Genomic DNA, 22662 nt, shown 5'->3' with positions numbered 1-22662 from the left:
AAGAGGGACGCGGCGCGATGAACGACAGGACAAATCTTGTGGACAGGATCACCGGACACCGCCGCATGCGCCGCAATCGCAAGGCGGATTGGACGCGCCGGCTGGTCCGGGAGAACCGCCTGACGGTGGACGACCTGATCTGGCCGATCTTTGTCGTGCCCGGCAGCGGCATCGTCGAGCCGATCGCTGCGATGCCGGGCGTCAACCGCATGAGCGTCGACAAGGCGGTCGAGGCGGCGAAGGAGGCGGCCGGCCTCGGCATCCCGGCCATCGCCACCTTCCCCAATATCGACATGGTGCTTCGCGACGAGACCGGATCCGACAGCCTCAACGCCGACAATCTGATCAATCAGGCGACGCGGGCGATCAAGAAGGCCGTACCCGACATCGGGATCATCACCGATGTCGCGCTCGACCCGTTCACCAGCCACGGGCACGACGGCATCCTGCGGGGCGGCGAGATCGTCAACGACGAGACGGTGGAGGCGATCGCCAGGGCGGCGGTCATTCAGGCCGACGCCGGCTCCGACATCATCGCGCCCTCCGACATGATGGACGGGCGGATCGGCGCGATCCGCGAGGCGCTCGACGCGGCCGGCCACCAGAATGTCGGCATCATGTCCTATGCGACGAAATTCGCCTCCGCCTTCTATGGCCCTTATCGAGAGGCGATCGGCACCGGCGGCCTGCTCAAGGGCGACAAGAAGACCTATTACATCGATCCGTCGAACGGTACGGAGGCGATCCGCGATGCGGCACTCGATGTGGAGGAAGGCGCGGACATGCTGATGGTGAAGCCCGGCCTGCCCTATCTCGATATCTGCTGGCGGATGAAGGAAGCCTTCGGCCTGCCGGTCTTCGCGTATCAGGTTTCCGGCGAATACGCGCAGATCAAGGCAGCCGCCGCCAATGGCTGGATCGATGGCGAGCGGGTGATGCTGGAGACGCTGCTCGCCTTCAAGCGGGCGGGTTGCGACGGGATCCTCAGCTACTTTGCCGTCGACGTGGCTCGAATTCTCGCGAAACGCTGACGCCGGCGGCAGAACGGCCAGTGCATTGTTTTACCGCATTCGCTCCCCATATCTTGGGTGGATAGCAATTTGAGGCACGCGCATGAGCATGCATAATGAAGAACTGAGGCTTCCGAGCGAGGACTGGCGCGCCTATCAGGGCGTACTGTCACGCAGGATATTCGCCTTCATCATCGATTACCTCATCGTCGCGCTGCTGTGGATACCGGCGGCCGTCGTGGTCTTCTTCCTCGGCATCCTGACGCTCGGCCTCGGCTTTCTCCTCTACCCGGTCCTCTTCGCTTTGGTGGCGATGCTCTATTTCGGACTGACGGTCGGCGGCCGCGAGCAGGCGTCACCCGGCATGAGGATCATGGGCGTTGCGATCGCCCGGACGGATGGTCGGCCAATGGATTTCCTGACGGCAATCGTCCATCTGGCGATATTCTGGATCGCCAATGCGCTGTTGACGCCGCTCATCCTGCTGATCGGCCTCTTCACCGACCGCGGCCGTCTGCTGCACGACCTGCTGATCGGCACCGTGGCCGTTCGGCGCGACATGTACTGACGGGACCGTTACGCCGAACGAGTGTGTTGACGTTTTCCATTCTTCGGCCATGCTATTACGATGAGCAACCGCACGAAGAGTGATCCCCCCGCTCGATGAACACGCAGACCGCACCGTCTCCTCAGTTCTACCTGACCGCACCGGCAGCCTGTCCCTATCTGCCGAACCAGATGGAACGGAAGGTATTCACCCATATGGTGGGAGAGCGGGCGCCGGAGCTCAACGACCTGCTGACGCAGGGCGGCTTCCGCCGCTCGCAGAACATCGCCTACCGCCCCGCCTGCGAGACCTGCCGGGCTTGCATTTCCGTGCGCATACTCACCAACGAATTCGCACCCACGCGATCCATGCGCCGCGTGCTTGCGGCCAATGGCGACATCGTCTCCGCGGAATATCCGGCCGAGCCATCGAGCGAGCAGTACAATCTCTTCCGGCGCTATCTCGACTGTCGCCATCAGAAAGGCGGCATGTCCGACATGTCGGTGCTCGACTATGCGATGATGGTCGAGGATACCCATGTGCACACGAAGATCATTGAGTACCGGTTGCGGGTAGAAGGCGACGGCATCAACGACAAGGCGCGAGGCCCCCTGATCGCCACGGCCCTGACGGACCGGATGAGCGACGGCCTCTCCATGGTCTATTCCTTCTTTGATCCGGCTCTCTCCGAGCGATCCCTCGGCACCTACATGATTCTGGATCATATCCGCCGGGCGAAGGAACGCGGTCTGCCGCATGTCTATCTCGGCTATTGGGTCAAGGGATCGCGCAAAATGGGGTATAAGACAAAGTTTTTGCCGCAAGAGCACCTTATGGCCCGCGGCTGGGAGCGCTATTCTGGCGAGCACGATTCCACCAAACCCGCCACGGATTGAAAATTGACCCCATCCACTGACGCCGCCCGGCACCGGCGCGGCCTTGCCATCACCGGCCTCGGCGGCCTTGCGCTCTCCTTCGACATTCCGCTGATCCGGTCGGCAGATGGCGAGGTCTGGTCGATCCTTGCCGTGCGCAGCCTCTCGACCTTCCTTGCCGCACTCGCCACATGGGTGGTGATCAACCGCCTGCTCGGCCGCCGCGTCGCCCTGATCCCGGGAAAGGCCGGCCTGATCGCCGGGATCTTTTACGGCATCAACTCCTTCACTTTCCTGCTCGCCGTCTTCAATACGTCGACCGCGAACGTGGTCTTCATCCTGGCGTTCACTTCGATGTTCGCAGCGATCCTCTCCTGGATATTCCTTGGGGAGCGCCCCTCCAACGCCACCTTCCTGACGATGGCGGTCATGCTCGTCGGCGTCGGTGTGATCGTCAGCGACGGGCTCGAAAGCGGGCATGTCTTCGGCGACGCGATGGCGGCATCCTCGGCCTTCCTGCTCGCAAGCGCGATCACGATCAGCCGCGCCAGCGGCCGCGACATGTCGCTCGTGCCGCTGACGACGGCGATCTTCCCGGCGATCGCCGCCTTCATGCTTTTGCCGTCCGGCGGCCTCACGATCGCCGAGCCCGCCTACATCCTCTTCAACGGACTGGTGATGATCCCGCTTGCCTTCTTCTGTCTGGCGACGGGGCCGCGCTACCTTTCCGCTCCGGAAGTCGGCATGTTCTACCTGCTGGAGACCATTCTGGCGCCGATCTGGGTATGGATAGTCTTTGCCGAAACGCCGACGAGCCGAACGCTCCTCGGCGGCACGATCCTCATTCTCGCTTTGCTCGGCCATTCGTTTTGGCAGATGCGGATCAAGGCGGCGAGGGCGCGCATCGCCTGTGTGGAAGTTGCGGGATAAGAGTGCCCCTCATCCGCCTGCCGGCACCTTCTCCCCGCAAGCGGGGAGAAGGGGACTCGCGGCAATGCTCCGCATTCCTTCACTTACGAGAGAAGTGTTCGAGAGTGCCGCTTGTCCCTTCGCCCCGCGTGCGGGGAGAAGGTGCCGGCAGGCGGATGAGGGGCACTTTGCACCGATGACGCGAAGGCAGCGGCGCGATCCCACTATCGCTGTTCGGGCGTCCCGTCATCCCTGGAGGATTCCTGCATCTGCGACTGCATCGCCCAGAGCTCGCGATTGGTGTCGATCCACTCCGCGGCAATCTCGAGCGGCGCGGGATCGGCCTTGACGAGTTCCTTCCCGGCGTTCCACCGCCGGGCAACCAGCCCCGCTGTCTCCAGAACGGCCAGATGCCCCGCAAGGACATCCTGCCCGATGCCGATGGCCGCAGCGATACCCGCCGCGGGCGTTTCGCCGGCAAACAGGACTTCGAATATGCGGCGGCGCATCGGATCGGCCAGCGCCAGCAACGTATCGTCAAGAGCCGAGGTCATCGCGTTCATCTCGCCGCCGCATGGTCGCTCGAATCGGAGCCGATCTAAGGAACATGCAGGAGATCAAGGAATTACAGCGACTTTCAGGATAGCGAGGACACCGGCCCGCGCTATCCACCAACATTGATCCACGAACGCTCCGCGCTTGCAAGCCCGGTGTTACCGATCTAGCCGCTGAACTTGCCGCTCCGTGGGAAGCCCTTCGGGACGACCCTCCCGGCGCCGGCGCGATCACCCATCCACTCGATCAGTTCGTCCCTGGTCTTGGTGAAGACACGGCCGGCGCTGTCTTCCCAGGTAAGCCCTTCGGCGATTGCGAAAGAGCGGATATCGGAAACGCCGCCATCCTTGTAGCGCTGGAGACGCACACCCTTGCCGCGCGCCATTTCGGGAACCTGGACCAGCGGGAAGACGAGCATCTTGCGGTTCTCGCCGACGACGGCGAGATGATCGCCCTTGACCGGAACGACGAGCTTGGCCTCATCGGGCATGGTGACGTTCATCACCTGCTTGCCCTTGCGCGTGTTGGCGACGATATCGCTCTCGGTGACGACGAAGCCATTGCCGGCCGTTGACGAGACGATGAGCTTGCGGGCCGGATCGTGCACGAAGGCCGTCAGCACGTCCTGGTCGTTCTCCATATCGACCATGATGCGCAATGGTTCTCCGTGACCGCGCCCGCCGGGCAGCTTGTCGCCGCCAAGCGTGTAGGCCTTCCCGCCCGTCGTGAAGATGAGGATCTTGTCCGTCGTCTGGGCGGGAAACGAAACCTTCAGGCCATCGCCGTCCTTGAACTGGAGTGAAGACGTATCGGCGATGTGCCCCTTCAACGCCCGGATCCAGCCTTTCTCCGAGATGACGACCGTGATCGGCTCTTTTTCGATCATCGCCTGCTGAATGGCTTCGACATCCGCGTCGGGCGCGTCGGAGAAGGTGCTGCGGCGCTTGCCGAGCTCGGTCGCCTTGGCGAATTTCTTCTTGACCTCGCCGATTTCCCAGGCGACCGCCTGCCACTGCTTGTCACCAGAGGCGAGCAACGCCTCGATTTCCGCCTTCTCCTTCGACAGCGAATCGAATTCGGTGCGGATCTCGAATTCTTCGAGCTTGCGCAGCGAGCGCAGCCGCATGTTGAGGATCGCTTCGGCCTGGACATCGGTGAGCCCGAAGCGCTCGATCATCACGGCCTTCGGCTCATCCTCCTCGCGGATGATGCGGATGACCTCGTCGATGTTGAGATAGGCGATGAGATAGCCACCGAGAATCTCGAGCCGCCGATCGATTGCGGCGAGCCGGTGGCGCGAGCGCCGCTGCAGGACCTCCCGGCGGTGCGCCAGCCATTCGCTGAGCACCTCGTTGAGCGCCATGACCCGCGGTACGCGGCCCATCGACAGCACGTTCATGTTCAGCGGAATGCGGCTCTCGAGTTCGGTAAGCTTGAAGAGCGATTCCATCAGGATATTGGCGTCGACCGAGCGGCTCTTCGGCACCAGCACGACGCGGACGTCCTCGGCCGATTCGTCTCTGATATCCTCGAGAAGCGGCAGTTTGCGCGCGATGAGCAGTTCGGCGATCTTTTCGATCAGGCGCGACTTCTGGACCTGATAGGGAATTTCGGTGACGACGATCTGGAAGCCGCCCCGTCCCAGATCCTCTACCGCCCAGCGTGCCCGGACGCGAAAACCGCCGCGGCCGGTCCGATAGGACTCGGCCATGCTGGCGCGGCTCTCGACGATCACGCCCCCGGTCGGGAAATCCGGCCCTTCGATGCCGCCGCGCTGCGGATTGGCCGGATCGAACAGCAGATCCTCCACCGTCGCATCCGGATGCTTGATGAGATGGAGCGCCGCGTCGCAGAGTTCATGCGCATTGTGCGGCGGGATGGAGGTCGCCATGCCGACGGCGATACCGGACGCGCCATTGGCGAGCAGATTCGGGAAGGCACCGGGAAGCACGGTCGGCTCCTGGTCCTCCTCGTTGTAGGTCGGTCGGAAATCGACCGCGTCCTGGTCGATCCCCTCCAGGAGGAGGGCTGCGACCTCGGTCATCTTCGCTTCGGTGTAACGGTAGGCGGCAGCGTTATCGCCGTCGATATTGCCGAAGTTGCCCTGGCCGTCGACGACCGGATAGCGCTGGGAGAAGTCCTGCGCGAGGCGCACCAGCGCGTCATAGACCGACTGGTCGCCATGCGGGTGGAACTTACCGATGACGTCGCCGACGATACGGGCGCATTTCTTGAACGAGGAATTGGGCCTGAGGCCCATCTCGCTCATGGCATGAATGATCCGGCGATGGACCGGCTTCAGGCCGTCGCGAACGTCCGGCAGTGCGCGGTGCATGATGGTCGACAGTGCATAGGCGAGATAGCGCTCTTCCAGCGCCGCCTTCAGGTCAACCGGCTGAATGTTGTCATCCCCGCCAGACGGCGGCAAAAGGCTTTGTCCCATATGTCCTTGCTACCTCAACAGGCGCGGAACGGCAAGAATTCCGGGCTATGCCACTGTGGAGAACGTCACCGGCGGGTGATCCCTGCCCCGCCCCCGCACGAGTTTGCACTTGGCGGCAGAACTGCGCTTGCGTATCGTCCCGGCATGATCGACGCAATCAGAACATTTTCACAAGGAACTCCGATGATACATACGCGCAAAGTCCGCCTGATGCTGGCCAGCGCCGCCCTCCTTACACTCGCCGGACCGGCCATGGCCCTGGACGGCGCGGACATGATGCAAAAGCTCAATGCGGCGACGTCGCCCAACGGCACGTCCGTAACCTACGACAAGGCGGAGGCCAACGGCGACGTGGTGACGGTCACCGGCATGAAGCTGCAGGTGGTGGCGAAGCCCGGTACGTCCATCGACATAGGGGAAGTGACGTTCGAAGGCGTCGAGGAAAAAGGCGGCGGCTACTATGCCGAAACCGTCTCCTTCCCGGATATCGCTGTCAGCGACAAGGATGCAAGCTTCTCGGTCAAGGACATCTCGATCGGCGGCCTGTCCATTCCGGGCAGTGCGAGCGGTACCACGATCGATGACATCCTGCTTTATGAAACGGCCGGCACCGGCCCCATGACCGTAAACGTCAAAGGCAAGGACGTCTTCACCGCCGAGAGTACGGAAACCAATCTTACGCGGCAGGAAAACGATGCGGGCTTCGATTTTGACGCGACGCTTGCCGGGATCAAGGCGGATCTGTCGCAGATCGAGGATGCCAAGGCCAAGGAGGCGGTCGAGAAGCTTGGGCTGACGACGCTCGATGGCGGGGTCACGATGAAGGGCAGCTGGGAATTGCAAACCGGCAACCTTGCTCTCGACGAATACGCGCTGGACTTCAAGAATGTCGGCCGGCTGAATATCGCGATGGACCTATCCGGCTATACGCTGCAATTCATGAAGTCGCTGCAGGAGGCAGCCAAAGCGGCTGAGGCCAACCCGAACAAGAAGGAAGCCGACCAGGCGATGGCGCTGGCGATGCTCGGCCTCATGCAGCAGCTTACCTTCAACAGCGCCTCGATCCGCTTCGACGATGCATCGATCACGAAAAAGGCGCTCGACTACGCCGGCCGCCAGCAGGGCGTCACCGGCGAACAGCTGGCGCAATCGCTGAAGGGGCTCGTGCCGATCATGATGGCGCAGCTCAATCTCCCGGAACTGCAGAGCCAGGTCTCCAGCGCCGTCAACGCCTTTCTCGGCAATCCGAAGAGCCTGACGATCAGCGCTGAGCCGGAAAAGCCCGTGCCGTTCCCGACCATCATGGGTGCTGCGCTGGGGGCTCCCAACACCGTCCCGTCCGTGCTGGGCGTCAAGGTGACCGCGAACGACTGATTGCGCTCATGGCGCGGCCACATGCTGAACCCCGGCGGCTTTGTCGCCGGGGTTTTTTTCATCCGCCCGATCGATGATATGATGCGATGCTTGATGCTCGCACCCGATCGCCTATCTATTTTTGCGTGCCGACAGTTTGCGCATTCCCGACCGACCAAGCGGAAGGAGGACGCCATGGGACTGAAGCATTCGGATATCACCGCCATCCTCGGCCCTGTCGACGAAACGCTGATGGCTGAACTTCTCGCGACGGGCGCGACCGCGAGTGAACTTGCCGAAGCAATAGCATGGGTCAACAACGACGAGGCGCTGATCGGCGAAGGCCGCCATCTTCCGGCCGGCCGCGTTGCGGCGCTGATCGATATCCTGACGCCCGACGACGACGAGGAGTGAATGACATGAGCAGCGACGGGGGAGCACGGCATACCCTGCTCCCCGTCAACCCGCGGCGCTGCAGGAGGAGCATGCAGGCGACGCGAAAGAAGCACGAACAAATTCGGGAATTCCGTGTGGAGGGAGGCATAAATGGCTGCCAAGGAAGTCAAATTCACCAGCGATGCCCGCGATCGGATGCTGCGCGGCGTGGACATCATGGCCAACGCGGTCCGCGTGACTTTGGGACCGAAGGGGCGGAACGTCGTCATCGACAAGTCCTTCGGTGCGCCGCGGATCACCAAGGACGGGGTTTCGGTCGCCAAGGAAATCGAGCTCGAGGACAAGTTCGAGAATATGGGCGCGCAGATGCTGCGCGAAGTGGCGTCGCGCACCAGCGACATTGCCGGTGACGGCACCACCACTGCCACCGTACTCGCGCAGGCTATCGTCAGGGAGGGCGCCAAGGCCGTCGCATCGGGAATGAACCCGATGGATCTGAAGCGCGGCATCGATCTTGCCGTCGAGGCGATCGTCAAGGAACTCAGGAACAATGCCCGCAAGGTCTCCAAAAATGCCGAAATCGCCCAGGTGGCGACGATTTCGGCCAATGGCGATGCCGAGATCGGCCGTTACCTGGCCGAAGCGATGGAAAAGGTCGGCAATGAGGGCGTGATCACCGTCGAGGAGGCCAAGACCGCCGAGATCGAACTCGAAGTCGTCGAGGGAATGGAATTCGATCGGGGATATCTGTCCCCCTATTTCATCACAAATCAGGAAAAGATGAGGGTGGAGCTGGAAGACGCCTACATCCTGCTTCACGAGAAGAAGCTCTCCAACCTGCAGGCGATGATCCCGATTCTCGAATCGGTCATCCAGTCCGGCAAGCCGCTCCTGATCATTGCCGAAGATGTCGAGGGAGAGGCGCTCGCCACCCTCGTCGTCAACAAGCTTCGCGGCGGCCTGAAGATCGCTGCGGTCAAGGCCCCGGGCTTCGGCGACCGTCGCAAGTCCATGCTGGAAGATATCGCGATCCTGACCGGCGGCACCGTCATTTCCGAGGAACTCGGGATCAAGCTCGAAAACACCACGATGGATACCCTCGGCCGTGCGAAGCGCATCATGGTGGACAAGGAGACGACGACGATCGTCGACGGCGCCGGGTCGAAGGAGGATATCGGCGGCCGCGTCGCACAGATCAAGGCACAGATCGAGGACACGACCTCGGACTATGATCGAGAGAAGTTGCAGGAGCGGCTCGCCAAGCTCGCGGGCGGCGTCGCGGTCATCCGCGTCGGCGGCTCGACCGAGGTCGAAGTCAAGGAGAAGAAGGACCGTGTCGACGATGCGCTGCATGCAACGCGCGCGGCGGTCGAGGAAGGCATTCTGCCCGGCGGCGGCGTGGCGCTGCTGCGGGTCGTGAGCGCGCTCAACGGTCTTGCCACCGCCAATGACGACCAGCGCGTGGGCATCGAGATCGTCCGCCGCGCAATCGAGGCACCCGTGCGTCAAATCGCCGAGAATGCCGGCGCCGAGGGATCGATCATCGTCGGGAAGCTGCGCGAGAAACAGGATTTCGCCTTTGGCTGGAACGCACAGACCGGAGAATTCGGCGATCTCTTCCAAATGGGCGTCATCGATCCCGCGAAGGTCGTGCGCGCCGCGCTTCAGGACGCTGCCTCCATCGCCGGTCTTCTCGTGACGACGGAAGCGATGATCGCCGAGAAACCGAAGAAGGACGGGCAGCCGCAGATGCCGCCTGGCGGCGGAATGGACTTCTGAGAAGCGCGCTCGAGCGACGCACGCCCGCGAAGGCCGCCCCTCATCCCGCTGCCGCGACCTTCTCCCCGTACGACGCAGGGCTGTCCGGGGAAAATTCATGCATAGCGGAAGACCATTTGGTTTGGGATGGTCCGGGGTTTTGGTCGGCTTGGATTGACCTGCGGCGGCTTGTGGATTTCGGCGATGCTTTTGCGCTGGAACAGGCACTGGGTGACGAGGTCGGTGAAGCGCAGGATCGGTAGAGGGACGCGGGCGAGGCGGGCGGCGATGCGCAACAGTGCATAGGCGATCATCGCCGCGAAGATCTGCAGGCGGATGGCGTTGTCGTTGTTGCCGAGGAACTTGCGGATCTTGAGGTGCTGTTTGATCCAGCGGAACAGAAGCTCGATCTGCCAGCGATCCTTATAGAGCTGGCCGATCTCGACGGCGGAGCGCTCGAGGTCGTTGGTCAGAAGCGTGATCGTATCGCCGTCCTGGCGCTTGACGATTACCCGGCGCAAGCCGATCGGCAGCTTGGAATCGCCCTTGCTGGCGAGGCTGACCTGGCTGTCTTCGAGGACCAGGAAGCCATCGCCTTGAGGTTGCTCAACGGGGCGTTCAGCGACCAGAGCCAGTCCCATGTTGGTCTTCGGCCGGGTGACGAAACTGGCGCCGGCTTCGGCGATCGCCGTCCACCAGCCGTAATGGCAGTAGCCCTTGTCGAAGACATAGGTTGCGCCCTTTTCGATGGTGATCGTGCGGCCGATCTGGGCGTCGTTGACGTTGGCGTCGGTGATGTCGAGGATGCCTGGACAATCGGCCTTGGGATCATAGACGACATGCAGCTTCATGCCGCGGATGCGGCCGTTCGACTTGGCCCAATCGTACAGCTTACCCAGCGGGATCGGGGTCGAATCGATCAGCCGCAGCATCTTGGTGCCCTCCCGGCGCGTCTGCCGGTCGAGCTGACCGGCCAGAAGCGCGAAGGTCTCGGCGAAGACGGCGACCGGGCGGCGGCGGTTGGCGTCCGACAGCGTCGAGCGCATCAGCCGGCCACTGCCGAGATGGTAATGATGCTGACTGTTGGCGTTGAAGCTCGCCTCCAACCCGCGCAGGCTGGTCGTGGCGCTCAACTGGGCATAGATCAGTGCCACCAGATGATCCCAGCTGGTAAAGCACTTGTCGTAGGCATCCCCGGCATGACGATCCACAATCGCCTGAAAGCTGCGGCGATCAATCGCTTTCAGCAGCTGGGCGAAAATGCTAGGGGTGAACCGCATGCTCCGTCTCCTTTTCTGAGTCTCGACAACCAGAAAATAGACGGAAAAACGCCGTCTGACGGGGCATGCGCCTGCGACATTTCGATTCACCCGGAACTTTCCCCGGACAGCCCTGCCGTACGACGGGGAGAAGGGACAAGCGGCGAGCCCCCCGCGAGTCTCATTCGCCCCGCATAGCGACGCGCGGTTCGCCGCACACGGCTCTTCATCCCGCTGCGCGACCTTCTCTCCGTTCACGGGAGAAGGGACAAGCGGCGCGCCCCGCGAGTCTCCTTCGCCCCGCTTGCGGGGAGAAGGTGCCGGCAGGCGGATGAGGGGCGGAGTTCCGTTCGACGTGCGGGCTCAAGCCGGTTCTGTTTCGATACCGCCTTCCGCCAGATCCTTGAAGCCGCCGATGTTGTAGACGGCCGAGTATCCCATATCCTGCAGGGTCTTGCCCGCAAGAGCGGAACGGCCGCCGGAGGCACAATGCAGAAGGATGGTCTTGTCCTTCTGAAAGACTGGATTGTGATATTGGCTTTCCGGGTCTGCCCGAAACTCCAGCATGCCCCGCGAGACGTTTACCGCCCCCTTGATCCTGCCGGTTTGCTGGACTTCTGTCGGATCACGGACGTCCACGATCAACACATCACCGGAGCGCATCTTCTCGGCGGCCTCGGCGGGAGACAATTTCGGGACTGAGCCGTTTGCTTCCGCCAGCAGATCCTTGACGCTCTTGACCATTGTTCCCTCCAACCGATGAGTTGCACGGAAAGGAAACGCCTCGAAACACCCGCTGTCAAGGCGGGCGTCACGTACCGCATTCGGGGACACTCTCCTCCTGCGCTTCGAACAAGGAACCGGACCAAAGAAAAACCCGGCGAGATCGTCGCCGGGTTCGTTCGGTCTCGAAGAAGATCAATCCTTCTTCTGCGGGATCGGTCGGATCGAGAGTTCCCGGAGTTGCGCAGGCGTCGCCTGAGAAGGCGCGCCCATCAGCAGATCCTGGGCCTGCTGGTTCATGGGGAACAGCGAAATCTCGCGCAGGTTCTTGGCGCCGACCAGCAGCATGACGATGCGATCGATTCCGAAGGCCATGCCGCCATGCGGCGGGGCACCGTACTGGAACGCACGGTAGAGACCGCCGAACCGCTCTTCGACGTCGGCCTGGCTCAGGCCGACATTCTCGAAAGCCTTGACCATCAGTTCCGGCGACTGGTTACGGATCGAGCCCGAGGCGATCTCGAAGCCGTTGCAGACCATGTCGTACTGGAACGCCTTGATCGACAGGAGATCGTCGCTCGAAAGCGCGCTCAGACCGCCCTGCGGCATCGAGAAGGGGTTGTGGGCGAAGTCGACACGCTTTTCCTCCTCGTTCCATTCATAGAACGGGAAGTCCACGATCCAGCAAAGCTCATAGCGGTCCCGGTCGACGAGGTTCAGTTCCTCGCCGGCCCTGGTGCGGGCCTCGCCGGCGAACTTGTAGAACTTCGCCGGCTCGCCAGCCACGAAGAAGCAGGCGTCGCCATCTTCGAGGCCGAGCTGCGTGCGGATCGCATCGGTCCGTTCCTCGCCGATATTCTTGGCCAGCGGACCGGCGCCTTCGAGCTTCTCGCCCTCCTTGCGCCAGAAGATGTAGCCGAGGCCCGGCTGCCCCTGGCTCTGGGCCCAGGCATTCATGCGATCGCAGAATGCGCGGGAGCCGCCGGTCTTGGCGGGAATGGCCCAGATCTCCACCTTCGGGTTGGAGGCGATCATGTTGGCGAAGACCTTGAAGCCGGATCCGGCGAAATGCTCCGTGACTTCCTGCATCTCGATGGGGTTGCGCAGATCCGGCTTGTCGGAACCGTATTTGCGGATCGCCGTGTCGTAGGGGATACGCGGGAACTTGTCGGTCACCGGCTTGCCGCCGGCGAAATCCGAGAAGATTGCCCGGATCATCGGCTCCATGGCGTCCCAGACGTCTTCCTGCTCGACGAAGCTCATTTCGAGGTCGAGCTGGTAGAACTCGCCGGGCAGCCGGTCGGCGCGCGGATCCTCGTCGCGGAAGCAGGGCGCGATCTGGAAGTAGCGGTCGAAGCCGGCGACCATCAGAAGCTGCTTGTACTGCTGCGGCGCCTGCGGCAGCGCATAGAAGTTGCCCGGGTGGATGCGGCTCGGCACCAGGAAGTCACGCGCACCTTCCGGCGAGGAGGCCGTCAGAATCGGCGTCGTATATTCGGTAAAGCCGATGTCGCCCATCCGCCGGCGCATTGCGGCGATGATCTCGGTGCGCCTGACGATGTTCTTGTGCAGCGTCTCGCGGCGGAGATCCAGGAAGCGGTATTTCAGGCGCACGTCTTCCGGATAGTCCGGCTCGCCGAAGACCGGCAGCGGCAGCTCCTTTGCGGCCGAGAGAACCTCGATCTCGCGGGCATAGAGTTCGACCTCGCCGGTGGGCATGTTCTTGTTGACCGTATCGTCGGTGCGCGCCTTGACGGCGCCATCGACGCGAATGACCCATTCGCCGCGCACGGTCTCGGCGGTCTTGAAGGCCGGCGAATCCGGATCGGCGACGACCTGGGTCATGCCATAATGGTCGCGCAGGTCGATGAAGAGCACGCCGCCGTGATCGCGGACGCGGTGAACCCAGCCGGAAAGGCGAACGGTGGAGCCGACATCCGACTTGCGGAGGGCGGCACAGGTGTGGCTGCGGTAACGGTGCATCGTATAGTCCCGGAATTGCTTAAAGGCCGCGCAGCTCGCAGAACGGCGCAGGGCGGCATGGTCAAAGTCGGGCGGAAAAGCGCATGATGCGCCGGTTTTGTCAAGGCCGCGGCGGCGCCGGCGGCAAGAGCGCTGCCCCGGTCGCACAACTTGCCCGCTTCGACCACAGCCGCAAGCGGTACGGCGCAAATTTGGACACGAGTGGTCACAAATTGCTACTGTTCCCGCGCGTCAGCCACGGTTAAACAGGGGCAAGGGTCGCGTATCGCGCGAGTCGCGGCCGCAATCGGATGCCTTCTGTTCCATGTCCCAGATTCGCCCGCTCATCCCGCTGCTCGTCACCGCAGGCATTCTGATCGGCGGCAACGGGTTGCAGGGCACGTTCATTTCCTTGAGAGCGCTCGAAGAAGGATTCTCGACCTCGCTGATCGGCGTGATCGGCGCCGGCTACAATGTCGGCTTTGCAATCGGCTGCGTCTACGTCACCCGCATTCTGAGGGCGATCGGCCATATCCGCACCTTTTCGGCGATGGCAGCCATCGCTTCCGCCGCTGCCATCGCCATGGTGCTCGTCATCGATCCGTGGTTCTGGTTCCTGATGCGGCTCGTCGCCGGCATCTGCTTCGCGAGCCTCTTCGCCACGGTCGAGAGCTGGTTGAATGCCAGCGTCACCAACGGCAACCGCGCGCGTACCCTTTCGATCTATCGCCTCGTCGATCTCGGCTCGGTGACGGCTGCACAATATGCAATTCCCGGCATCGGGATCGGCGGCTTCGAGCTTTTCGCCATCATCTCGATGGCGCTGACGCTTTCGCTCGTGCCGATCTCCTTTGCCGACCGGTCGAGCCCGGTCGCACCGGAAGCGATACGCTTCGACGTGAAGGCGCTCTGGAATATCTCGCCGCTGGCCACCATCGGCTGCATCGTCGTCGGCCTCACCAATGCCGCGTTCCGCTCGCTCGGCCCTATCTATGCGCAGGAGATCGGCCTTTCGGTGACGGCGATCGCGACCTTCATGAGCGCCGGCATCATCGGCGGCGTCGTGCTTCAATATCCGCTGGGATACTACTCCGACCGGATCGACCGCAGGCTGATCATCCTGATCGCCACCTTCGGCTCCCTTCTCGCGGGGCTCTTCCTCGCCTTCGTCGCCGGGAGCGACGAGTGGTTGAACTTCGCCGGCATCTTCGCCTTCGGCGCATTCGCGATGCCGCTCTTCTCGCTCTGCTCCGCGCATGCCAACGACCATGCGGCCGAAGGCCAGCATGCGCTCGTGTCCGCCGGCATGCTCTTTTTCTGGTCGCTCGGAGCCATCATCGGGCCGCTCCTCGCATCCTTCCTGCTCGAGATCTTCGACCCGCCTGTGCTCTTCATCTATACGGCAGCAATCCTGGCGCTCTTCATGGCCTACACGATCCGGCGCATGACTGCGCGCAAACCCGTTCCAACCGAGGAACGGTCGATGCGGTTTCGCAGCCTTCTGCGCACATCGTCCTTCTTCAACAAGCTTGCGGGCGGCCAGACGCGGAAAGAGCCTTGATCCGATAGGGCTGCAGCTAGAGCGGGATGAGGAAAAGTGCGTGCGGTTTTCGGCCCGCATCCCGCGTCTCAACTTCTCGGAATCGATCACGATGTTTTAGGTCGACCCGGCCCAAAAACATCGTGATCTACGCGCCGCTGCCGAATTGCTGAAAGTGAAAATCAGGTTTAATAACGGACCGGACCGTTTTTCGGGGGCGAAGCGTGCTTTGCCGCGCCGCTCCCCTCCCTCCGGAAATAGACACGCAAAGATACCGATGCTCAATCGCCGAATGTTTCTCCAGGGTTCAGCCGCGCTTGGCGGCGCCTTCACGCTTGGCGCCGGTCTCGCCGCGAGGGCGGGCGCAGCCCCCGATCCGCAGATCCTGACGGCGCGGTTCGCCGAGGCGGAGATCGCGGCCGGCGGCGTCACCCCCCGGGTCATGACCTATGATCCCGGGGTCATCTCCTATGATCCCCGGGTCATGACCGATGATCCGGGCGATCCGGCAAGCGCCGCCATGCCGCCCGTTCTGAGGATGCGCAAGGGCGAGCCCTTCGCGGCGAGGCTGGTCAACCGTCTGGACGAGCCGACGACCGTCCACTGGCATGGACTGAGGATCGCCAATGCGATGGACGGCGTGCCGGAAATGACGCAGCCCTATGTCTATCCCGGCGACGGCTTCGACTATCTCTTCACACCGCCGGACGCCGGCACCTTCTGGTACCACCCGCACTGCAATACGCTGATGCAGATGGGGAGCGGCCTGACTGGCGTGATCGTCGTCGAGAACCCGGAGGATCCGAGCTTCGATTCCGAGATCGTTCTCAACCTCAGGGACTGGCGGCTCGGCGCGAGCGGCGAGTTCATCGCCCCTTTCAAACCGCGGGATGCGGCGCGCGGCGGGACCTATGGAACGGTGAGAACCGCGAACTGGCAGCGCGAGCCGGTCTACGAAGCTCCCGCCGGCGGGCTCGCCCGCGTGAGAATCGCCGCAACCGACGTTACGCGCATCTACACGATCGGGCTCGAAGGCGCAGAGGCCAGGGTGATCGCCCTCGACGGCAACCCGGTCGAAATCCCCTTCGCGCTCGACCGGCTCGACCTCGGCCCCGGCCAGCGCGTCGATCTTGCCCTCCGCATGCCGCAGAGCGAGGGCCAGCACGCACGGCTTGGCAATTTCCGCGGCTCCAGCCCCTGGACGATCGCAGCCTTCCGGGCAGTCGGCACTTCGCTGAAGCGGGAGCTCGGGGATATCGCACCTCTGCCCCCGAACCCCGTTGCCGAAGCCGACATTTCCACGGCCAAGCGTATTCCGATCGACCTGACCGCTACTGCCGAGCACGAGCCGGCCGCTTCGATCTGCGGCTCGCTCGGTTATACGTTCTGGGCGATCAACAAGGTTCCGTGGCCAGGTGACACGCCCGATCCGGTCGCCCCCATCGAGGAACTCAAATTCGGGAAAAGCTATGTGCTGGAGATCGCCAACCGTACGCCGCATGCCCATCCGATCCATCTGCATGGGCTGAGCTTCCGCATCCTCGCCTCTAACAGGCGGAGCCTGCTGCCGCCGCCGACCGACACGATCCTGCTCTTGCCGGACGAACAGGCGCAGCTCGCACTGGTCGCGGACAATCCCGGCGACTGGGTCTTCCATTGCCATATCATCGAACATCAAAAGACCGGGATGTCGGCTTATTTCCGGGTCGCCTGACAATTTCGATTGTGACAGGTGCCGTGAAACGGTACACGGGAAAACTCAAAGCCGCATTTTTGCCACAGTGATTAAAGCCCGATGATTCAAACGACAGCAGATCTTGAGGCCGCCTGCCGAGAGCTGGCCCGTTCAAGCTATATTACGATCGATACGGAGTTCCTGCGCGAAACCACGTTCTGGCCGGTGCTGTGCCTCATTCAGATGGCAAGCCCGGAAATGGCAGTGATCGTCGATCCGATGGCACCCGGGATCGACCTCGCCCCGTTCTTCGCGCTGATGAGCAACCCGGATGTCGTGAAGGTGTTCCACGCCGCCAGGCAGGACATCGAGATCATCCACCATCTCGGAAATCTCATTCCTCATCCGATCTTCGATACGCAGGTGGCCGCGATGGTTTGCGGCTTCGGTGACAGCGTGTCCTATGACCAGCTCGTCAACCGCATCAAGAACGAGCAGATCGACAAGTCGTCCCGCTTCACCGATTGGAGCCGCAGACCGCTCACCGACAAGCAGCTCGACTATGCGCTGGCGGACGTGACGCATCTGAGGGATATCTACCAGTACCTCACCAAGGAACTGGATCGCGAGGGACGCTCCTCATGGCTTGCGGAGGAAATGGCGATCCTCGAAAGCCGGGAGACCTACGATCTCCACCCGGACAATGCCTGGCAGCGGCTGAAGATGCGGGTGAAGAAACCCATCGAGCTCGCCGTCCTGCAAAAGGTGGCGGCGTGGCGCGAACGCGAGGCGCGGGCGCGCAACGTGCCGCGCGGGCGAATTATCAAGGATGATGCGATCTATGAGATCGCGCAGCAGCAGCCGAAGGATGCCGAGGCGCTCGGACGCCTCAGGACCATTCCCAAGGGTTGGGAGCGCTCCAGCGCGGGGACGGCCCTCATCGAGGCCGTCGGCGAAGCCCTTGCGATCCCGAGGGGCGAGCTGCCGCGCCTGCCGCGCCAGAATCACGCACCCGAGGGCGCTGCGGCGGCGAGCGAGCTGCTCAAGGTGCTGCTGAAACTCATCTCCGAAAAGGAGGGAGTCGCGGCCAAGATCATCGCCAACAGCGACGATCTCGACAGGATCGCAGCCGAGGGCGAAGGTGCGGACGTCGCCGCGCTCAAGGGCTGGCGGCGTGAGCTCTTCGGCATGACGGCGCTGAAACTCATCAACGGCGAGGTGGCATTGCGCTTCGTCGACAAAAAGGTCGAGGCGATGGAAATCGACGGTTGAAAACCGCCGCTCGACGACAACTTTCCGCCCGAATCTGAGCTTAGCCGAGACATTTCGAGGGCTGATCGCCGCCGCCCGGCCCCGCGGGCTTCAACTGCATGTGTCCTTTCAGGACAACATGTAGCAATTCAAATTGCTCCGGCGACCTTTGCGTGCCTGATAAGACGCGCGGCGCTGTAAATTCTCGATTTCGAGGCTGTCACATGCGCTGGAGATTTTCCACGCTCGAGATCATCCTGTTGCTGCTCGTCGTCGCCGGCAGCGGCATGGCCTATGCGTGGGTCGTCTACGGAGGCGGCGGCCTGATCGGCGCAACCTATGCGCTCTTCATGTGCATGCCGATTCTCGCCTTTGAACGGCACATAATCTTCCGGCGCCTTTACCGGAGAATCCACGGATCGCCGACGCCGGCGTTTCTTCTCTCGTCCCTCGCCGTCTACTTCATATTCGTCAACGTCGGATATGCAGCCGCCGGGCTGCTTTTGCACGTCGCCGGCGTCATGCGTGAAAGCAGGACGGACGCGATGCTGCCATCGCTCAACGTGCTGGTGTACGCACTTGCGACCTCCGGTCCGATCATCTTCGTGCTCAGGGTGCGCGAATTGCTCGGCCGCGACGTTTTCCTGAGTCTCCTGACCGGACGATACCGCAAGCCGGTGCAGGAGGAACGCGTGTTTCTTTTCATCGATCTCGCCGGATCGACATCGCTTGCCGAGCGCTTCGGCGACCTGCGCATGCAGGAATATTTGGGCAAGCTGTTTGCAGCCATGGCTGATCCCGTGCTGCGCTATGGCGGGTCCATCGACGACTATGTCGGCGATGCTGCCGTGATCACCTGGCCTTACGATCGCGCTGTCGCGGATGCAGCCTGCATCCGCTGCGTGTTCGACATTCTGGAGCAGATCGAAGCGGACGCCCATCGCTGGCGAAAAGACTACGGCGAGGTGCCGCGCCTGCGTGCCGCTCTGCATGGCGGCACGATCGTTGCCGCGGAGATCGGCGTCGACAAGCACAAGATCACCTATTTCGGCGACACCGTGAACACGACGGCACGCCTCGAGGGCCTGTGCCGAACGCTAAACCGTCAGGTCTTGATCTCAGCCGATCTGCTGCGGCGCTTGCGCCCGCCCGTCTTCGTGCGCGCCGAGGATCTCGGCGAGCACGAGGTCAAAGGTCGTGGCCAGAAGCTCGCGGTTCTGTCGCTCACAGCCGGTTCGCTCAGCGGCGACGGCGCCACGGAACCAGCCGGGGAGCCCGTTGGCAGTCCGGCCGCCGAGGCTTTCACCTCGCTGTAAGACAAACATCAAACAGTTGTCATCGAAGCCGCCTATCGGGTTCACCTGCACTCCAACCCGAGGTGAACTTATGACTAAATCCATCCTTGCCGCCATGGCGCTGACCCTGCTGGCGTCGAGCGCCGCGCTTGCCGAGGAAAAGGCCTTCCCTGCAAGGCTCGAGGCGCATGCGATCCTTCCCGCAAACACCATCGTCGCCGCGCCGGCGGATGCCGCGGACTACCTCAAGACCTCGGGCAAGTTCTCGACCGCCGACCGCAAGCGCGCCGCCGAACTGGGCAGCGTCGCCGGCAAGGATGGCGTTCGCCCGACCGGTTTGTCGCTTCCCTTCAACGGCCAGCCGATGCAGGGCTTCTCCGGCATCAAGGCGATGGAGGACGGCACTTTCTGGAGCCTTTCGGACAACGGCTTCGGCAACAAGCTCAACTCGACCGACGCCATGCTGATGCTCCACCATCTCAAGATCGACTGGGACGCCGGCAGGGTCGAGGCGTTGAAGACCCTGTTCCTGTCCGACCCCGAGCGCAAGGCCCCCTTCCCCATCGTCATGGAAGGCTCGGCCACCCGCTATCTCACGGGCGGCGACTTCGACGTCGAATCCATCCAGCCGGTCGCCGACGGCTTCTGGGTCGGTGAGGAATTTGGCCCCTACATCCTGAAGTTCGACCTTGACGGCAAGCTCACCGACGTCATCGCGACTGTTGTCGGCGGCAAGCCCGTGCTCTCGCCCGACAATCCGGCACTGACGCTGCAGGCAGACCCCTCCAAGAAGGCACCGGACTTCAACCTGAAGCGCTCCGGCGGTTACGAAGGTCTGGCACTTTCGAAGGACGGCTCGAAGCTCTACGGACTGCTCGAAGGGCCGATCTGGGCAGACAGCGAGTCGGTGGAAGAGGCGGAGGGCCGGCCGGCGCTGCGGATCGTCGAGCTCGACGCCGGCAGCAAGGCCTGGACCGGGCGCAGCTGGCTGTATCCGCTGGCCGAAGGCGGTGAAGCGATCGGCGATTTCAACATGCTCGACGAGAAGACTGCGCTGGTGATCGAGCGCGACAACGGCGCCGGCACCGTCGACAAGGCCTGCGCGGACCCCAAGAACCCGCAGCCGGATTGCTTCGCCGTCGGGTCGAAGCTGAAGCGTGTCTACAAGATTGCCATGGACGATGAAAACGTCGGCAAGGCCGTGCGCAAGATCGGCTATGTCGACCTGCTGAAAATCGCCGATCCGGACAACCGCAAGCGCCAGGGCGGCGGCGAGGGCTATTACGACATGCCCTTCGTCACCATCGAGAATGTCGACCGCGTGGACGAGACGCATATCATCGTCGGCAACGACAACAACCTGCCTTTCTCCGCCGGGCGTTCCCTCGACAAGGCGGACGACAATGAATTCGTGTTGCTCGAAGTGGGCGAATTCCTGAAGGCCGAATAGACCCACTCCTCCTGCCCTCATCCCTGTGACAAGGCAAGCACAGGGATGTGGGCACAGGGATGTGGGCACAGGGTTGAGGGCGCACGGTTGTGCCGCACGTCCTTGGCGCGTCGAGCGCGAACGTTCGAAAGAGCAATTAGCGCTCGAAGGAGAAGGCGAGCTTCTTGCCGGTAAGCTTGCCGAGCTGCTGGAGCCGGCCGTCGAGGCGTTCGCCCTCGAAGTCGGCATAGGCTGCCGGGACGACGAATTCGAGATCGATGTCGGGCTTCGAAGATCGCCGGAGCGTGAGGTGGCGCGCCACACCCGGCATGGAGGCCGAAAAGAGATAGGCGACGCGCAACAGCCCGCCCAGGAGCTTGGCCAGTTCGTGCAGGCGCGGCGTCGTGATGCCGGCGAGCGGGCTCGTGGCGCCGTCGTCGTTGAGCCCTTCGAAGCGATAGTAATTCGCGAGCGCGATATAGGCCCGCCCCGCATGGGTGATACCCGTGAAGGCCGAGTGCGCAATGATGTTCAGCGCCTGCAGACCGCGATAGTCGGGATGCGCCCGCCAGCTGATATCCGCCAACAAACAGGCGGCCTGACGGTAGCGCCTCTCCTCTTCCGTCTCCTCGACGCCGAAGAACGGCACCAGGCGGCCGGTCCATTCGGCGAGCTCGCGCGCATGCTCGGGCGAGCGGGCGCGAAGGATGGCGAGTTCGTTGGCAGCGGTCAGCAGCGGGTCCTGCCGGCGCTCCTCCTCGGAAAGCAGCGAAAAGAGATAGCCCTCGCGGACGCCCAGCGCGGAAAAGGAGATTCGCTCGGGTTGCATGATGGAGATTGCCTCCTGCATCGTCACCGCCCCGTAGGGCAGCAGGCTCCGGCGGCTCTTGGAAATCGTCGCATAGGCGGAGGGCTTGATATTCTTCGGCTCGATCACTTCGGCGAGGATCGCCAGCGCTTCGTCATAGGAGATTTCGTAACCCTGCATCATGTGCAGCGGGTAATTGTGCATCTCCATGTGCAGCTTGGCGATCGCTCGCCAGGTTCCGCCCACGGCGTAGAACGTGCGTCCGGTCCCCTTCTTCAGGACCTCGGCATTTTTCATGAACTTGCGTACCCAGGTCCGCGCCTTGCTGAGCGAGCCGCTCGAATGTTCGAAGAGGCGAATGCCGCCCAGCGGCAGCGTTATGCCTTTGCCGATCCGCTTGCCGTTTACATCGACAAGCTCGAGCGAGCCGCCGCCGAGATCGCCGACGACGCCATCCGGCTCGTGGTAGCTGCTGACGATGCCCATCGCCGAATAATAGGCTTCCTCCTCACCGCTCAGGATCTTCACCCTTTGCCCGAGGATGGCTTCCGCCCTTTCGATGAAGGCCGCTCCGTTAGTGGCCTCCCGCGCCGCAGCGGTCGCGAGCACATACATCTCGGTCGCGCGCGCTTGGTCGGAGAGCGCACGAAAGCGGTGCAGCGCCCTCAGCGCCCTCGCCACGCTTTCCTCCTCCATTCGGCCGGTCGCATCGATGCCCTTGCCGAGGCCGCACATCACCTTCTCGTTGAAAAGCATCGCCGGCGAACGGCTCAGCCCTTCATAGACGACGAGACGAATGGAGTTGGAGCCGATATCCACAACGGAGACCGGGCGGATACCGGGCAGACGTCCCTGCGCTTCAGATTCGACCATG

The 22662-nt window shown here is 62.8% G+C and carries 18 protein-coding genes; 12 read left to right on the top strand and 6 right to left on the bottom strand.

The features are described from left to right. The first annotated feature begins 17 nt into the window (after nucleotides 1–17). From hemB to PZL22_RS24075, 4 genes are all read left to right on the top strand, one after another. Complete coding sequence (gene hemB, locus PZL22_RS24090) at nucleotides 18–1031, top strand: porphobilinogen synthase (protein ID WP_003529320.1); 1014 nt, start codon at nucleotides 18–20, stop codon at nucleotides 1029–1031. An 82-nt stretch (nucleotides 1032–1113) separates the two neighbouring features. Next, nucleotides 1114–1578, top strand: coding sequence for an RDD family protein (locus tag PZL22_RS24085; RefSeq protein WP_003529322.1), 465 nt, complete (start codon nucleotides 1114–1116; stop codon nucleotides 1576–1578). A gap of 95 nt (nucleotides 1579–1673) precedes the next feature. After that, nucleotides 1674–2453, top strand: a complete 780-nt coding sequence (locus PZL22_RS24080; RefSeq protein ID WP_003529324.1) for an arginyltransferase — start codon at nucleotides 1674–1676, stop codon at nucleotides 2451–2453. 3 nt (nucleotides 2454–2456) lie between these two features. Next, nucleotides 2457–3362, top strand: coding sequence for a DMT family transporter (locus tag PZL22_RS24075; RefSeq protein WP_003529327.1), 906 nt, complete (start codon nucleotides 2457–2459; stop codon nucleotides 3360–3362). Nucleotides 3363–3565: 203 nt separating this feature from the next. Here PZL22_RS24075 and PZL22_RS24070 read toward each other — a convergent pair whose 3' ends face one another. Both PZL22_RS24070 and parC read right to left on the bottom strand, forming a co-directional pair. Beyond that, a complete protein-coding gene (locus tag PZL22_RS24070; protein ID WP_013844272.1) occupies nucleotides 3566–3904 on the bottom strand; it encodes a helix-turn-helix domain-containing protein in 339 nt (112 codons plus the stop codon). A gap of 158 nt (nucleotides 3905–4062) precedes the next feature. Beyond that, nucleotides 4063–6339, bottom strand: a complete 2277-nt coding sequence (gene parC / locus PZL22_RS24065) for a DNA topoisomerase IV subunit A (RefSeq protein WP_003529331.1) — start codon at nucleotides 6337–6339, stop codon at nucleotides 4063–4065. Between the two features lie 183 nt (nucleotides 6340–6522). Between parC and PZL22_RS24060 the strand changes: the two genes are divergently transcribed. From PZL22_RS24060 to groL, 3 genes are all read left to right on the top strand, one after another. Next, nucleotides 6523–7713, top strand: a complete 1191-nt coding sequence (locus PZL22_RS24060; protein ID WP_284718578.1) for an aq_1923 C-terminal domain — start codon at nucleotides 6523–6525, stop codon at nucleotides 7711–7713. Nucleotides 7714–7887: 174 nt separating this feature from the next. Then, a complete protein-coding gene (locus PZL22_RS24055) occupies nucleotides 7888–8106 on the top strand; it encodes a hypothetical protein (RefSeq protein ID WP_003529334.1) in 219 nt (72 codons plus the stop codon). Nucleotides 8107–8238: 132 nt separating this feature from the next. After that, nucleotides 8239–9867: a chaperonin GroEL gene (gene groL / locus PZL22_RS24050; protein WP_003529335.1), complete on the top strand. Its 1629-nt coding sequence runs from the start codon at nucleotides 8239–8241 to the stop codon at nucleotides 9865–9867. Nucleotides 9868–9962: 95 nt separating this feature from the next. Here the strand turns inward: groL and PZL22_RS24045 are convergent, their stop codons facing one another. From PZL22_RS24045 to aspS, 3 genes are all read right to left on the bottom strand, one after another. Next, a complete protein-coding gene (locus PZL22_RS24045; RefSeq protein ID WP_003537933.1) occupies nucleotides 9963–11126 on the bottom strand; it encodes an IS4-like element ISRm16 family transposase in 1164 nt (387 codons plus the stop codon). A 342-nt stretch (nucleotides 11127–11468) separates the two neighbouring features. Next, on the bottom strand, nucleotides 11469–11849 hold the full coding sequence (locus PZL22_RS24040; RefSeq protein ID WP_003529341.1) for a rhodanese-like domain-containing protein: 381 nt from the start codon (nucleotides 11847–11849) through the stop codon (nucleotides 11469–11471). Between the two features lie 174 nt (nucleotides 11850–12023). After that, nucleotides 12024–13811 (bottom strand): aspartate--tRNA ligase, encoded by a 1788-nt coding sequence (gene aspS / locus PZL22_RS24035; protein WP_003529346.1) that lies wholly within the window; start codon nucleotides 13809–13811, stop codon nucleotides 12024–12026. Nucleotides 13812–13908: 97 nt separating this feature from the next. Here aspS and PZL22_RS24030 point away from each other — a divergent pair, with 97 nt between their 5' ends. From PZL22_RS24030 to PZL22_RS24010, 5 genes are all read left to right on the top strand, one after another. Beyond that, nucleotides 13909–15351 (top strand): MFS transporter, encoded by a 1443-nt coding sequence (locus PZL22_RS24030; protein WP_324607796.1) that lies wholly within the window; start codon nucleotides 13909–13911, stop codon nucleotides 15349–15351. Nucleotides 15352–15607: 256 nt separating this feature from the next. Further along, nucleotides 15608–17044, top strand: coding sequence for a multicopper oxidase family protein (locus tag PZL22_RS24025; protein WP_003529353.1), 1437 nt, complete (start codon nucleotides 15608–15610; stop codon nucleotides 17042–17044). Nucleotides 17045–17125: 81 nt separating this feature from the next. Next, complete coding sequence (rnd, locus tag PZL22_RS24020; protein ID WP_003529355.1) at nucleotides 17126–18277, top strand: ribonuclease D; 1152 nt, start codon at nucleotides 17126–17128, stop codon at nucleotides 18275–18277. A gap of 203 nt (nucleotides 18278–18480) precedes the next feature. Then, nucleotides 18481–19572 (top strand): adenylate cyclase Cya2, encoded by a 1092-nt coding sequence (cya2, locus tag PZL22_RS24015; RefSeq protein ID WP_003529357.1) that lies wholly within the window; start codon nucleotides 18481–18483, stop codon nucleotides 19570–19572. A 70-nt stretch (nucleotides 19573–19642) separates the two neighbouring features. Continuing rightward, nucleotides 19643–21001, top strand: a complete 1359-nt coding sequence (locus tag PZL22_RS24010) for an esterase-like activity of phytase family protein (RefSeq protein ID WP_003529359.1) — start codon at nucleotides 19643–19645, stop codon at nucleotides 20999–21001. 136 nt (nucleotides 21002–21137) lie between these two features. Here PZL22_RS24010 and ppx read toward each other — a convergent pair whose 3' ends face one another. Continuing rightward, on the bottom strand, nucleotides 21138–22661 hold the full coding sequence (ppx, locus tag PZL22_RS24005) for an exopolyphosphatase (protein WP_003529361.1): 1524 nt from the start codon (nucleotides 22659–22661) through the stop codon (nucleotides 21138–21140). Nucleotide 22662 lies beyond the last annotated feature (1 nt).

Source organism: Ensifer meliloti, from assembly GCF_030064585.1.
Lineage (GTDB): Bacteria > Pseudomonadota > Alphaproteobacteria > Rhizobiales > Rhizobiaceae > Sinorhizobium > Sinorhizobium meliloti.
Note: the sequence above shows the minus strand (reverse complement) of the source record. Positions and strands in the feature narration are given on the sequence as shown.

Excerpts from the sequence above, each read along its gene's own strand:
- PZL22_RS24055 (WP_003529334.1), top strand. The coding sequence starts at position 7,888 with ATGGGACTGAAGCATTCGGATATCACCGCCATCCTCGGCCCTGTCGAC.
- PZL22_RS24045 (WP_003537933.1), bottom strand. The coding sequence starts at position 11,126 with ATGCGGTTCACCCCTAGCATTTTCGCCCAGCTGCTGAAAGCGATTGAT.
- ppx (WP_003529361.1), bottom strand. The coding sequence starts at position 22,661 with ATGGTCGAATCTGAAGCGCAGGGACGTCTGCCCGGTATCCGCCCGGTC.
- rnd (WP_003529355.1), top strand. The coding sequence starts at position 17,126 with ATGATTCAAACGACAGCAGATCTTGAGGCCGCCTGCCGAGAGCTGGCC.
- PZL22_RS24080 (WP_003529324.1), top strand. The coding sequence starts at position 1,674 with ATGAACACGCAGACCGCACCGTCTCCTCAGTTCTACCTGACCGCACCG.
- cya2 (WP_003529357.1), top strand. The coding sequence starts at position 18,481 with ATGCGCTGGAGATTTTCCACGCTCGAGATCATCCTGTTGCTGCTCGTC.
- PZL22_RS24060 (WP_284718578.1), top strand. The coding sequence starts at position 6,523 with ATGATACATACGCGCAAAGTCCGCCTGATGCTGGCCAGCGCCGCCCTC.
- PZL22_RS24010 (WP_003529359.1), top strand. The coding sequence starts at position 19,643 with ATGACTAAATCCATCCTTGCCGCCATGGCGCTGACCCTGCTGGCGTCG.
- PZL22_RS24040 (WP_003529341.1), bottom strand. The coding sequence starts at position 11,849 with ATGGTCAAGAGCGTCAAGGATCTGCTGGCGGAAGCAAACGGCTCAGTC.
- PZL22_RS24085 (WP_003529322.1), top strand. The coding sequence starts at position 1,114 with ATGAGCATGCATAATGAAGAACTGAGGCTTCCGAGCGAGGACTGGCGC.
- PZL22_RS24025 (WP_003529353.1), top strand. The coding sequence starts at position 15,608 with ATGCTCAATCGCCGAATGTTTCTCCAGGGTTCAGCCGCGCTTGGCGGC.
- hemB (WP_003529320.1), top strand. The coding sequence starts at position 18 with ATGAACGACAGGACAAATCTTGTGGACAGGATCACCGGACACCGCCGC.
- parC (WP_003529331.1), bottom strand. The coding sequence starts at position 6,339 with ATGGGACAAAGCCTTTTGCCGCCGTCTGGCGGGGATGACAACATTCAG.
- groL (WP_003529335.1), top strand. The coding sequence starts at position 8,239 with ATGGCTGCCAAGGAAGTCAAATTCACCAGCGATGCCCGCGATCGGATG.
- PZL22_RS24070 (WP_013844272.1), bottom strand. The coding sequence starts at position 3,904 with ATGAACGCGATGACCTCGGCTCTTGACGATACGTTGCTGGCGCTGGCC.
- aspS (WP_003529346.1), bottom strand. The coding sequence starts at position 13,811 with ATGCACCGTTACCGCAGCCACACCTGTGCCGCCCTCCGCAAGTCGGAT.